The sequence below is a fragment of the Bradyrhizobium sp. YR681 genome (genome assembly GCF_000282615.1).
Lineage (GTDB): Bacteria > Pseudomonadota > Alphaproteobacteria > Rhizobiales > Xanthobacteraceae > Bradyrhizobium.
On sequence record NZ_AKIY01000238.1, the window covers coordinates 1 to 12993 of the forward strand.

Sequence of the window (12993 nt, forward strand, 5' to 3'; positions counted from 1 at the left end):
GGCGGCTCGCCGCTGCCTTCGCTCGCAGGCGGAGAGGCGGCCGGCTTGTCACCGCCGCCGCCGCCCTTGCGGGCGGACTCCTTGATGCCCTGCATGTCGCGGGCCTCGCGGATCAGGCCCGGCATCTTGGCGAGGCTGCCGCCTTCGACGCCGATATCCGCCAGAATGGAGTCGATCAACGGCGCCTGGACGCGGTAGCGCAGCGCCGAGTCGATCACCTCGTCGGTGGCGCTGCGACCGCCATTGCCGCCATGGCCGTTGCCGTTGAGGCCGTCGACCTGGAGGATGCGGATGCCCTCGATCTTCTCCATCGGCTTGACGCTCTCGCGCACGATGCCCTCGATCCGGTCGAGCAGCTTGCGGCGGAACAGCGAGTAGCGCGCCTGGTCGGTGAGCACGTTCTCGGCCTCGTTGAGCATCCGCTGCGCCTCGGCCTCGACGGTGGCGCGGACGCGCTCGGCATCGGCGGCGATCCGGGTTTCCTCGGCCTGCTTCTCGGCGAGCAGGATCTCCACCGTCTTGCGGCGCCTGGCGATCTCGCTCTCTCGCGCGGTGACAACGCGCTCGGTGGCTTCCGTTGCGTGCATCCGCGCTTCCTCGGCTGAAGCCTTGGCCGCTGATTCCTCCAATGACTTCAGGTGGATCGCAATGGCCTTCTCCATCAAGACCGTTTCGACCTCCTTCTCGCGGTTGACCTCGAGCTTGCGCAGTTCGCGCTCGCGGCCGATGCGGGCCTCGTCGAGGCCGCGGTCGGAGGCGATGCGCGCACGCTCGACCTCCTCGCGGGACGCGATCTCGGCCTCCTGCAGCGACTGGACGCGGGCGACTTCGAGCTGCTCGATCGCGCGGCGGCGTTCGAGGCGGGCCGCTTCAAGAGCCTGCTCGCGCGAGACGTCGGTGGTCTCAACCTCCTTGCGGGCGACGATCTCGGCCTGCCGGACCTGGCGGTCGGCATCGATCCGCTCGGACTTCTTGGCGGAGAGGGCGATGACACGGTCCTCGTCCGCGATCTCGATCGCCTTCTTCTGCTCGATGTTGAGCACCTCGCGCTTCTTGGACGAGGTGATCCGCTCAGCCTCCAGCGCGAGATCGACGGTGATGCGCTGGCGCTCGATGGCGTCGCGTCGCTTCAGCTCGGCGGCCTCGAGCACCCCGGTGCGCTCGATTTCCAGTGAGCGCGTGTCGCGCTCGGCCTGGATGCGCTCGGCCGCGACCGTCTTCTCCTGGGCGATGCGGGCCGCCTCGATCGCCTCGCGGGAGGCGATGTCGGCCTCCTCGACGGCGCGGTTGCGGGCGATCTCCAGCGAGCGGACACGCTCCTCCTGGGCGATGCGAGAGGCCTCGGTGGTCTCGCGCGCGACGATGCCGGCGACCTCCAGCGTCTGGTTGCGCTCGATTTCCAGCTGCCGCGTGTTCTGCTCGGCGGCGATGCGCTCGGCAGCGAGCGTCCGCTCGCGGGCAATACGGGCGGCTTCCACGGCGCGCTGCGCCTCGATCTCGGCTTCCTGGACGGTGCGGACCTGCTGGATCTCCAGCGCGCGGGTGCGCTCATCGGAGGCGATGCGCTCGACATTGACGATCAACGTCTGGGCGATGCGCGCCTTTTCGGTGGCCTCGCGGGCGGCGATCTCGGCCTGGTCGACGGCGCGGGTGCGCTCGATCTCGCGGCGGCGCGTCTCCTCCTCATTGGCAATGCGGGCATCGGTGACGACGCGGTCCTGCTGGATGCGGGCCTTCTCGATCGCCTCGCGGGCTGCGATCTCGGCTTCCTCGACGGTGCGCATCCGCTCGATCTCGCGCTGGCGCACCTCGCGTTCGGAGGCAATGCGGGTCGTGTCGATCGAGCGCTGGTTGGCGATGCGGGTCTTCTCGATCTCCTCGCGCGCCAGCAGCTCCTTTTCCTCGATGGTGCGGGTGCGCTCGATCTCCTTCTGGCGGGTCTCGCGCTCGGAGGCGATGCGGGCCTCGGCAATCACCTGGTCATTGGCGATGCGCGCGCGCTCGATGGTTTCGCGCGCCGAGATCTGGGCCTGTTCGGCCTCGGTCTCGCGCAGCGCGCGTTCGCGGGCGACCTCGGTGCGCTGGAGCGCGCGGCGCATCTCGATGTCGCGTTCCTGCTCCAGCCGCGCCGTCTCGCTCTCGCGCTCGATATCGAGGGCCTGCCGCTCGGCTTCGAGATTGCGGGTGCGGATCTTGATCATCGAGTCCTGCTCGATGTCGTTGCGCAGCTTGCGCCTCGCCTCGATGTCCTCCATCAGCTTGGTCAAGCCTTCGGCGTCGAAGCGGTTCGAGGGGTTGAAGAACTCGAGGTCGGTCTGGTCGAGATCGGTGATGGCGACGGATTCCAGCTCGAGGCCGTTCTGGGCCAGGGCTTCGGCCGCATTGGTCTTGACGCGCGTGACATAATCGCCGCGCCGCTCATGCATCTCCTCCAGGGTCATTTCGGACGCGACCGAACGGATTGCGGATATGAATTTGCCAGCGAGCAGGGCGTGGAGCTTTTCCGGCTCCATGGTGCGGCGGCCGAGGGTGGCGGCGGCGATCGAAACGGCTTCGCGGGTGGCCTGGACCCGGACATAGAAGTCGGCCTCGATGTCGACGCGCATGCGGTCGCGGGTGATCACCGCGTCCTGCCGCGAACGCACGATCCCCATCGGCTGCACGTTCATGTTGACCGGGGTGTAATCGTGAATGAACGGCAGCACGAAGGCGCCGCCGTTGATCACCACACGTTCGCCGAGGAGGCCGGTGCGGACGAACGACACCTCCTTGGAGGAGCGATGGTAGAGCCAGTTGACGATGTAGACGCCAACCACGATCACGACGATCGCGACGATCAGCCAGAGGATGAGCTCGCCGACCAGGATCCCTGACATGTTTTCCCTCCTTCAATCTTGCGGGCGTTACCGCGCGCCGATCGCCTTGAATTGACGTACCTGTTCCGTCAGCGCCCGTTCCACCGGCAGTCGCTCCATCGAGGAAGCGCCGTAGAAGCCGTGGCAATGGCGGGTGTTCTTCATGATGAAATCGGCGTCGGCCGGATCCGCGATCGGACCGCCATGAGCCAACACCAGAATCTCCGGGTTGATGCTGAGCGCGGCGGCGGCCCAGGTGTCGATATGCGCCGGACAGTCCTTGAGCTTCGGTGCGGTCTGCGCGCCGATCGTGCCGCCGGTCGTCAATCCCATGTGACAGACGATGATGTCGGCGCCGGCAATCGCCATTGCGGCGGCTTCCTTCTCGCTGAAGACGTAAGGCGTCGTCAGCAGGTCCTTCTCACGGGCCTTGGCGATCATGTCGATCTCCAGTGCGTAGGACATGCCGGTTTCCTCAAGGTTCGCGCGGAAGACGCCGTCGATCAGGCCGACGGTCGGAAAGTTCTGCACGCCGGCGAAGCCGAGCGCCTTGAGTTGGTCGAGGAACACCTCCATGTCGCGGAACGGGTCGGTGCCGTTGACGCCGGCAAGCACCGGTGTCTTGTGCACCACGGGCAGGACCTCGCCGGCCATTTCCAATACGATTGCGTTGGCGTCGCCATAGGGCATCAGTCCAGCGAGGGAGCCGCGGCCCGCCATGCGATAGCGGCCGGAATTGTAGATCACGATGAGATCGACGCCGCCGGCCTCTTCGCATTTTGCCGATAGGCCGGTGCCGGCGCCGCCGCCGACGATCGGCTCGCCACGCTTCGCCATCTCGCGAAACCGCCTCAAAAGTGTAGCGCGTTCAAACCGGGCCATCGGTCACCTCGCTAGTCTCCGGCGCGCCCCGGCGCGGCCGAACAGCGTTCGGAAGGCGCTCACGATGGTTGAGGCGAACTCGGGATCGTTGATGTTCTGCTTGACGCGGATGAGCTGGCGGTTGGCGGTCTGCCGCACCGTGCGCTCCAGCGCACGGAACAGGGCGGCGTCGGCCTCAAGGTCCCAGAACGGCTGGCCGCTTGCATCGAGTGCGGAGACACCGCCCTCGGGCAGGAAGAAGCGCACGGGCCCGTCCATCTGGTTGAGCCGCTCGCCGATCCAGCGGCCGATCCGCTCGTTCTCCTCCACGGTGGTCCGCATCAACGTCACCTGCGGATTGTGGACATGGAATTTTCGGGTGCGGTAGCGCTCGGGAATGGTATCGGGCGCACCGAAATTGACCATGTCGAGTGCGCCGACCGAACCGACATAGGGCACGCGGGTGCGGATGACCGCGCCGAAGCGATCCTCGGTCGCGGGAAACACGCCGCCCATCAGAAGGTCGCAGATCTCGGTCGTGGTGAGGTCGACCACGCCCGCGAGCTGGCCGGAGTCGACGAGCTTCTCCATCGAACGGCCGCCGACGCCGGTCGCATGGAAGACGAGGCATTCGAAGTCCTCGCGTAGATCGGCTGCGATCTTCTGCACCGCGGGTGTCGTGACGCCGAACATGGTGATGCCGACGGACGGCAGGCTGGCACTGGCGGCGCGTTCCCTGGCCTCGCGCTGATCGAGCCGCGCCCTGACCATACCGGAGATGGCGTTGGCACCATTCGACAGCACCGCCCGCGAGATCGAGTTGAGCCCCTGCACGTCGGTGACCGAGTGCATCATGGTGATGTCGGCGGGACCGACATAGGGGCCGACGTCGCCCGAGGCGACGGACGAGATAATCAGCTTTGGAATGCCGACGGGGAGGGCGCGCATCCCGGGCGCGACCAATGATGCCGCGCCGGAGCCGCCCGCCGAAATCACGCCCGCGATATTGCCTTGCCGCCTTATCCAATTGGCAAATGCATCCGCCATCGCGGTCACCGCGGCGCCGCGGTCCGGGCCGAATACCGTCGAGCCGCCGCGACCATGGTTCAGCGCGATTTCCTGGGCGGAGACATCGCAGGTCGCTTGCTTGCCGCTGGTGGAGACGTCGATCAGCCGCGTACGCAACCCGCTTTCGGCGATGATGTCGCGGATGAAGCGGAGCTCCGTGCCCTTGGTGTCGAGCGTGCCGACAACCAGGACCACAGGCGGCCGGGCGGTCTGCGTCGTCACCGGCTCGCGCTTGCGCCGCGCGGTCTCGTCCAGACGGGCAACTTGCGTCGACAGCGTTCGCGCGGCGGCTTCGATGCGGCCGATCGGAACAGGCTGCGACCAGCGCGTCGGCGGGATGGGATTGGAGATGTAGATGCGGATCGGGCCGCTGGTGCGCGCGGGCTGCGGAGCCGTCTTCGCCTCGCCGCCGGCCGCCGGCACATCGATGTCGGGTTCGAGTTCGGCGTGAAGTCCGACGCCGAGCAGGCGCCGCTGGAGCTCGCGGTCGGCGGCAAGCCGCACCGAATCGATGACGCGGTTGATGCGGCCGTTGACCATGATCGCGACGTTGCGCGAGATCGCCGTTGCGACGCCGATATTCTGCTCGATCACGAGTACGGACATGTCGCCGTCTTCGCCCAGCTGGAGCAGCATTTCCTCGACCTGGGCGACGATGACGGGCGCGAGCCCCTCGGTCGGCTCGTCCATGATCAGCAAATGCGGATTGGTCAGCAGCGCACGCGAGATTGCGAGCATCTGCTGCTCGCCGCCGGAGAGCTGACCGCCGCCATGGTCCTTGCGCTCCGCGAGCCGGGGAAAGGTGTCGTAGATGCGCTCGACCGTCCAGGCGCCGGAGCGCATCCCGCCGGCCAGCCGCAAATGCTCGTCGACGCTGAGCGAACGCCAGAGCCGGCGTCCCTGCGGCACATAGCCGACGCCGAGCCGCGCGATATGGGCCGGCGGTCGCCGCGTGATGTCCTCGCCGCGCACACGGATCGAGCCGCCGCTGACCGGCACCAGGCCCATGATGGCCTTGCACAGCGTGGTCTTGCCCATGCCGTTGCGGCCGACCACGGAGAATACGCCGGCGTCGAGCGAGAGGTCGACCCCCTGGAGCGCGTGCGAATGGCCGTAATAGACATCGAGGCCGCGGACCTCGAGAGCGCCAGCGGTACGGCGGGCCTCATTCATGGCCGCCTCCGAGATAAAGCTCCTGCACTTCGGGATCGGACTGGATTTCCTCCGGCAAGCCTTCCTTGAAGATGCGGCCGTTGTGCATCATCGTCACGCTCTCGACGACGCGCAGCGCCACGTCCATGTCGTGCTCGATGATGATGTAGCCGATATGGGCCGGCAGCGAGGTCAGGATCTCGACCAGCTCGGCGCGCTCGGTCGGCGAGAGGCCGGCGGCCGGCTCGTCGAACAGCACGAAGCGCGGCGCGCCGGCGAGTGCCAGCGCGATTTCGAGCTGGCGCTGCTGGCCGTGCGCGAGTTCGGCGACGCGCTGGTCCTTCACCGCGGTCAGGTGCACGGCCTGCACGAGACTGTCGGTGGCGTGCATCAGCGCGTCGTTTTGCCCGGGGCGCAGGAGCGAGAACCGCCCGCGCGAGACGCCGCGGCAGGCGAGATAGACGTTGTCCTGCACGGTGAGGCCGGGAAACAGCGCGGAGATCTGATAGGTCCGCCGCAGGCCACGGCGGATACGCTCATAGGGCGGGAAGTGCGTGACGTCCTCGCCGAAGAAACGGATGGTGCCGGAGGAGGGCGGGAAGTCGCCGGTGATGCAGTTGAACAACGTGGTCTTGCCGGCGCCGTTGGAGCCGAGCACGGCGCGGCGTTCGCCGGGGCGCACGGTGATGGTGACGTCGGTCAGCGCTGCGAGCGCGCCGAACAGCCGCGTCACGCCGCGCAGCTCGAGTGCTGCACCGGCGCCGACGGCCGAGAGACGTTGCGCGACGCTATCCATGGCCGCGCCCTCCGCCCGGGCGATCGGTCCGGGGACGTTGGCTCTGCCGCCAACGTTGCCACAGGCCGATGACGCCGTCCGAGGACCAGAACACGATGGCGAGGAAGCCGAGCCCGATCAGCAGCCGGAAGCGATTGCCGTCGAGCCCGAGCCTGACCAGGAAGTCGAGCGCGAAGGTGCGCAGCAGCACGAAGATCAGCGCGCCGATGAAGGGACCGATCGGGCGCGTGATGCCGCCGACCACGGCGATGATCAGCACGTCGATACAGGCGCCGACGCTGACCGAGCCCGGCGAGATCTGGCGGTAGTTCCAGACCTGGAGGACGCCGGCGAGCGCGGCGACAAAGGACGCAAAAGCGTAGGCGGCGACGCGGTGCGCATTGACGTTGAAGCCGAGCGCGGCCATGCGGCGCGGATTGTCGCGCACCCCTTGAAGCGCAAGGCCGAAGGGCGCGCGCGAGAGATACTCGACCGCGAAATAGCAGAGCGCGGCAACCGCGAGCACGACATAGTAAAAGGGAATGTCGGCGCGCCAGTTGACGCCCCAGAAGTGCGGCGTGGCCACGGTGTTGATGCCGGTATGGCCGTTGAAGATCGCCCAGTTCTGATTGGTGAAATAATAAAAAGCCGCGCCGATCGCGAGCGTGATCATGATGGTGTAGATGCCTTCGGTACGCACCGCGAGCGCACCGCCGAGCGTGCCGAAGGCGGTCGCCAGCGCCAGCGCCATCGGCACCGCGAGCCACCACGGCCAGCCCAGGCTGATATTGGCATTGCCGCTGACCCCGAACACGGCGACCATGTAGGCCGAGAAGCCCGCGATGGTGAGCTGCATCAGGCTGACCATGCCGCCATAGCCGGCGAGGAACATCAGGCTCAGCGCCATGATGCCGAGGATCAGCGTGGTCGCGAAGATCTCGATCAGGAAGAAGCCGTTGGCGATCAGCGGCATGATCAGGAGAATGGCCGCGACGATCCACGCGGCGGGATTGTTGATCTCGGGCCATGTCCGCGCGAGGCGCTGCGCCAGGGCGGGACGAACGGCAACGCGGGCATCGTGGGTGAGCGACATCTTTAGCGCCTCGCCAACAGGCCTTGCGGCCGGATCGCCAGCACCAGCACCATGATCAGGAAGGTCACGACGATGGCGTAGGTCGGGATGTAGACCGAGCCGAGCTGCTCGGCGAGGCCGATGATCAGCGCGCCGAGCGCCGCGCCGGGAATCGAGCCCATGCCGCCGACAATCACGACCACGAGGGAGGCCAGCAGGAAACGAATATCCTCGCCGGGCGACAAGGACTGGAATGTACCGCCGACGACGCCGGCGACGCCGGCAAGCCCTGCGCCGAACGCGAACACGAGCACGAAGACAAGCTGGATGCGCACACCGGTCGCGGCGAGGATATCGCGGTCGTCGACGCCGGCGCGGATGATCATGCCGATCCGTGTGCGGTTGAGCGCGAGCCACATCGCGACGCCGATCACGACGGACGCCGCGAAGATCACGAGCCGCACCAGCGGGTATCGGAGGTACACCGGCTCGCCCGAGGACTTCACCGCCGTGATCAGCGGCAGGTCGATGGGTCCGATCAGCCAGTTCGGGGTCTGGATCTGGTAGAAGTCGCCGCCGCAGGCCCAGAGCATGAGATCGGCAAACACGATCGAGAGTCCGATCGTCACCATGGTCTGCCTGAGGTCCTGGCCTTCCATGCGCCGGAACACGATGACCTGGAGCAGGACGCCGACCAGCGCGGTCAGGATGAAGGCGACGATGAAGCTGAGGAGCCAGGAGCCGGTCGACGTGCTGATGGCATAGCCGACATAGCCGCCGAACAGATAGAGAGAGCCGTGCGCGAGGTTGACGTTGCGCATCAGGCCGAAGATCAGCGTGAAACCGCTGGCGACGAGGAAGTAGAGGCCCCCGAGCGTGATGCCGTTGAAGAGGGCGTTGAGGAAGACGCGCTTGCGGCCGACGGCCTCTTCGAGACCGGGCGGCCAGACCGCGAAAATCAGCCAGAGCAGGATGGCGACGGCAATGATCGCGATCAGGGCCCAGACCGGATGGCGTTCGACAAGGCGGCTCATGTCCGCCGCCCTGTCGTCACCTCGCCCCGCTTGTGGGGAGAGGGGGCAGGCAGACTGTCGCCGGCCGCTGGCCTCACCATGAACGCGCGCTCCCGTCGGTCGCGACCATCTTGGGATCGCGTTGCCTGCATCCTAGCCGGGCTGCGAAGGGGACATTTGATCGTGAGTATCTTTTCGCGCAGCAGTCAGGCGCGCAAGACCTTGGCTGCGCGACGATAGTCGGTCGGAGCCATCCCGACATTGGCGGCGAAGAAGCGGGTGAAGCCGCTCTGCGAGGAGAAGCCGAGATCGAAGCCGATATCGGCGATCGGTGCTTCGCTGGCGACCAGCGCTTCGAGCGCCTGTTCCATGATCAGTGTGTTGAGATAGAGGTTCGGCGTCACGCCGGTCTGGACGCGGAACAGCCGGTAGAAATGCGGTCGCGACAGGCCCGATTCCCGCGCGATGGTGTCGAGCTCCATCTCCGCCCCCGGGCTCTCTGACATCATCTTGATGCATTTGCGCACGCGGAAGTCGGTCACCGCACCCCCCGCGCGCGCATCGCGCCCGGTATCCGCCTGTTGCCAGCTTTCGTCGTAGCAAATGTCGATCAGCCGGCGGAGTTCGAAATCCAGGCTGGAGAGCGATGGTGCGCCGCACACCAGGGCGGCGGTCCGTCGGATGTGCTTGTCGAGCGCGACCGTGCGCTTGAACTGGGTTCGGCCGAAGCGCAGCCGGTCGCTGCCCGGCGCATCGGGTGCAAACCATTCGGCGTTGACGTAGAGCACGAAGAAGATCGCGCCGCCGTCGAGATCGCTCGGAAGGAAGTTGTGCGGCTCCCACGGATTGACGGCGACGACGGAAGATTCGGTGAGATCATGATGTCCATCGGAAACATCGATGCATGCCGGCATGCCGCCGACATGGAAGATCAAATGACCTTCACGATGCGCGTGGATATTGAAAGAGCGGTTCAACTGATAAACCGTCGCCCGACCGAACCGGCCATGGAAGACGGCGAGCGCACGGCTCATGCCTTCCCCTCCCGCATGTTCTTGTCTTTTCAGTCAACGTTCAACAAGCCCGCCAAGATTGCAAGAGCGGAGAGCGCCCGCGTCAGCAAGTCGCTCCCAGCCTGCGTACTGTCGGTGTGATGCGTCAGTACTTCTTACATTCCGGCACGGTGCGGCTCGGCAGCCCGATCTTCGAGAACACGGCGGGATCATAGCCGAGCGTCTGGTTCACGTTCGGGATCACCTTCACGACCTTGCTGAACAACGCGCCCTTGCCGTCATCGACGACTTCGGTGACGAAGTTCGTGCCGATCGCCTGGCGATTGGAATCGAGCTTGATCTTGCCATTTGGCGCATCGAGCTCGATCTTCGCCAGCGCAGCCTTGAATTTCGACTGATTGTCGCCGAGATCGCCATTGACCTCGCGCAGGGCGAGGATCAAGGCCATCGTCGAGTCATAATAGTTGGTCGCGAGCAGCGACGGGCTTGGAAAGCGCTTGTTGGGCGGAAAGGCGTCCTGATAGGCCTTCACGAATTTCTGCCAGCCTGGATCCTCCCAGGTATCGGCCTGGCCGCTCGCCGCGATGGTGCCGATCAGCGCGTTCTTGGCGTTTCCCTTGGACGAGAGGATGGTCTGGTCGATCATGATGGAGCCGCCCATCAGATGCGCCTTGCCACCGGCCTGCTGATACTGATTGAGGAAATTGACGGCGTCGGCGCCGCCGAGGCCGAGATAGATCGCATCGACATCGTCGGGCAGGGCGGCGATGACCGAGGCAAAGTCCTTGGTGCCGAGCGGCACCCATTGCCGGTTGGTGACCTGTCCGCCAGCACCGCAGAACTCGAGTACGAGGCCGAACACCTGGGTGTAGATGAAGGAATAGTCCTCACCGACGGTGGCGATCTTGCGATACTTCTTCTCTTCATAGGCGTATTTGCCGAGGCCCACCTGCCACTGGGCGCCGTCCATGTTGTAGCGGAAGAAGTTCGGGGCAGGATCGACATAGGTCGTCTCCTGGGCGCCGGAAGCTGCGTTGATGAACGTCAGCTCCGGATGGGTCTTTGCAAAGTTCTTCACCGCGATTCCCTCGTCGCCGGAGAGCGGCGACAGTAGGATCTGCACTTTGTCCTGCTCGATCAGCTTGCGTACGGCGCGCACTGCTGAATCCGGCGTTGCATCGGTGGACGCGACGATGAACTCGAGCTCCTTGTTGCCGATTTTCTTGCCCAGCACGTTGAGCGCGGTCTGGTGGCCGCGCATGCCGTCCTCACCGAGCACGGTGTAGGTGCCTTCGAGGGTTGCGGTCACGCCCACCTTGATCTTGTCCTGGGCGATCGCCGCGCCCGAAAGAAACAGGCTGCTCAGCGCGAGCAGTCCCACACTGCATTTCGACATTGTGCTCCTCCCTGTGTCGTCGCTTTGTTGCCGCGCCGAACCGGCGCGGCGCCCGTGGCTCTCGAATGGCCCGCGGCTTTGCAGGGAAGCTAGCCGAAGTCAGATGCGATGCACGCGTCGGCACCTCGTTCGGCTTGACGGGCAGTCTCATTTTTGAATGTTGCGATGCAAGTGGTTTCGCGGTGCAACAGTCGATCGGGCCCGATTGGTGCGCGCGTCGACGCCCCGCGCATGCAGCGAAGCGTCATCGGGTGGTGAACGATCGCATCCAAAAAACGGCTCTCCGGTTTACGGCCATGCGATTGTCCCGGACGCTGGCATCAGCTTTTCGGTTTTGTGCTGTCCGTCACGCGCGGCATTGCTGCGAACTTATTGATCGCGGCGCGCGCGTTGCGGGCGCGTCCGGACCTGTCGCAAACTTCCGCCCAAATCCTGGATGAGGTGCGTAGATCAGAAATTCAGTTGCGCACCTCAAAAATTGAAGGCAGGATTGCCGGCAAAGAATAAAAGCCGGTTGGGAGGAATGTGATGAGGCTGCTCGGGAAGCTGGGACTCGCCGCCGCATGCTTGCTTTGGGCCAACAGCGCCGAAGCCGACACGACGATAAAATGGCTGCACATCGAGGCCAATCCGGCCCAGGTGAAGATCTGGGATGAGGTGGCCCGCGCCTATGAGGCCTCGCACCCGGGCGTCAAGGTCGAGATGCAGTTCCTCGAAAACGAGGCCTACAAGGCCAAGCTGCCGACCATCCTGCAATCCAGGGACCGACCGAACATCATCTACAGCTGGGCCGGCGGCGTCCTCAAGACGCAGATCGAGGCCGGCGTGCTCGACGACATCACCGATCAGGTGAAGGGTTACAGCGACAGCCTGACGCCGGCAGCGCTCGCCGCCTTTACAAGCAATGGCCGCGTTTATGGTCTGCCCACCGCGCTGTCGCAAGTCGGCTTCCTCTGCAACAAGGAGCTGATGGCCAAGGCGAAGGTCGATCCCGCCGGGATCAAGAGCTGGGACGATCTGCTCGCCGCGGTGAAGACGTTGAAGGCGGCCGGCATCACGCCGATCGTGGTCGGCGGCGCCGACAAATGGCCATTGCACTTCTATTGGACGCATCTTGCGGTGCGCATCGGCGGAAAGGCGGCGTTCGACGCGGCGCTGCGCGGCGAGAATGGCGGCTTTGCCGGCGAGACCTTCCAGAAGTCCGGCGAGCTGTTCAAGCAGTTGGTCGATCTCCAGCCGTTCCAGAACGGTTTCCTGGGCTTCAAGAATCCGCAGGCGGTCGGCTATTTCGGCGACGGCAAGGCGGCGATGACGCTTGCCATCAGCACGGTCTATCACTTGCAGCGCGCGCTCGCCGCCGACAAGGTGGGCCTCTCCGAAGACAAGATCTGCTGGTTCGACTTCCCGGTCGTATCGGGTGGCAAGGGTGCGCCGACAGATACGCTGGGCGGCATCACCGGCTGGCTGGTTACTAAGGGCTCGCCGAAGGAGGCTGTCGATTTCCTGAAGTACTTCGTCTCAAAGGACGTGCAGACAAGGCTTGCGGCGGGCAACTTCATCATCCCGGTGGTGCAGGGCGCGGATGCCGGCCTCAACAATTCCTTCATGAAGCTGATCGCGGCCAATCTGGCGAAGTCGAACTACCACCAGAACTTCTATGACCAGAGTCTCGGTCCGTCGGTCGGCCGAGTCGTCAACGACGTCACCGCGGAGATCGCCGGCGGGAGCATGAGTCCGCAAGATGCCGCCAAGGCGATCCAGGCGGCGTGGAAGCAGGGCAACTGAGGT

At 65.4% G+C, this 12993-nt stretch carries 10 protein-coding genes; 2 read left to right on the top strand and 8 right to left on the bottom strand.

The annotated features are described in order from the left end of the window. The 7 genes from PMI42_RS25335 to PMI42_RS25365 form a co-directional block, all read right to left on the bottom strand. A partial coding sequence (locus PMI42_RS25335; protein ID WP_008139378.1) for a flotillin family protein occupies positions 1–2876 on the bottom strand: 2876 nt, incomplete at its 3' end. Between the two features lie 27 nt (positions 2877–2903). Continuing rightward, the gene (locus PMI42_RS25340; RefSeq protein ID WP_035966605.1) at positions 2904–3737 is read right to left on the bottom strand and encodes a phosphoenolpyruvate hydrolase family protein; all 834 of its coding nucleotides are present in this window, start codon (positions 3735–3737) and stop codon (positions 2904–2906) included. Positions 3738–3740: 3 nt separating this feature from the next. Then, a complete protein-coding gene (locus PMI42_RS25345; protein WP_008139382.1) occupies positions 3741–5957 on the bottom strand; it encodes an ABC transporter permease in 2217 nt (738 codons plus the stop codon). Further along, positions 5950–6732, bottom strand: coding sequence for an ABC transporter ATP-binding protein (locus PMI42_RS25350; protein ID WP_008139384.1), 783 nt, complete (start codon positions 6730–6732; stop codon positions 5950–5952). The genes PMI42_RS25345 and PMI42_RS25350 overlap by 8 nt, the downstream gene beginning before the upstream one ends. Next, a complete protein-coding gene (locus PMI42_RS25355) occupies positions 6725–7804 on the bottom strand; it encodes a branched-chain amino acid ABC transporter permease (RefSeq protein ID WP_008139385.1) in 1080 nt (359 codons plus the stop codon). The genes PMI42_RS25350 and PMI42_RS25355 overlap by 8 nt, the downstream gene beginning before the upstream one ends. 2 nt (positions 7805–7806) lie before the next feature. Continuing rightward, positions 7807–8817 (bottom strand): branched-chain amino acid ABC transporter permease, encoded by a 1011-nt coding sequence (locus PMI42_RS25360; protein WP_008139386.1) that lies wholly within the window; start codon positions 8815–8817, stop codon positions 7807–7809. A 185-nt stretch (positions 8818–9002) separates the two neighbouring features. Next, positions 9003–9830 carry a helix-turn-helix domain-containing protein gene (locus tag PMI42_RS25365; RefSeq protein WP_008139387.1) on the bottom strand — a complete coding sequence of 276 codons (828 nt, stop codon included), beginning with the start codon at positions 9828–9830 and terminating at the stop codon, positions 9003–9005. Between PMI42_RS25365 and PMI42_RS39745 the strand changes: the two genes are divergently transcribed. Further along, on the top strand, positions 9732–9950 hold the full coding sequence (locus tag PMI42_RS39745) for a hypothetical protein (RefSeq protein WP_162137422.1): 219 nt from the start codon (positions 9732–9734) through the stop codon (positions 9948–9950). The genes PMI42_RS25365 and PMI42_RS39745 overlap by 99 nt on opposite strands. Positions 9951–9954: 4 nt before the next feature. On the opposite strand, the gene PMI42_RS25370 is transcribed toward PMI42_RS39745, so the two are convergent. Then, on the bottom strand, positions 9955–11205 hold the full coding sequence (locus PMI42_RS25370; protein WP_008139388.1) for an ABC transporter substrate-binding protein: 1251 nt from the start codon (positions 11203–11205) through the stop codon (positions 9955–9957). 528 nt (positions 11206–11733) lie between these two features. On the opposite strand from PMI42_RS25370, the gene PMI42_RS25375 reads away from it, so the two are divergent. Beyond that, positions 11734–12990, top strand: coding sequence for an extracellular solute-binding protein (locus tag PMI42_RS25375; RefSeq protein ID WP_008139389.1), 1257 nt, complete (start codon positions 11734–11736; stop codon positions 12988–12990). Positions 12991–12993 lie beyond the last annotated feature (3 nt).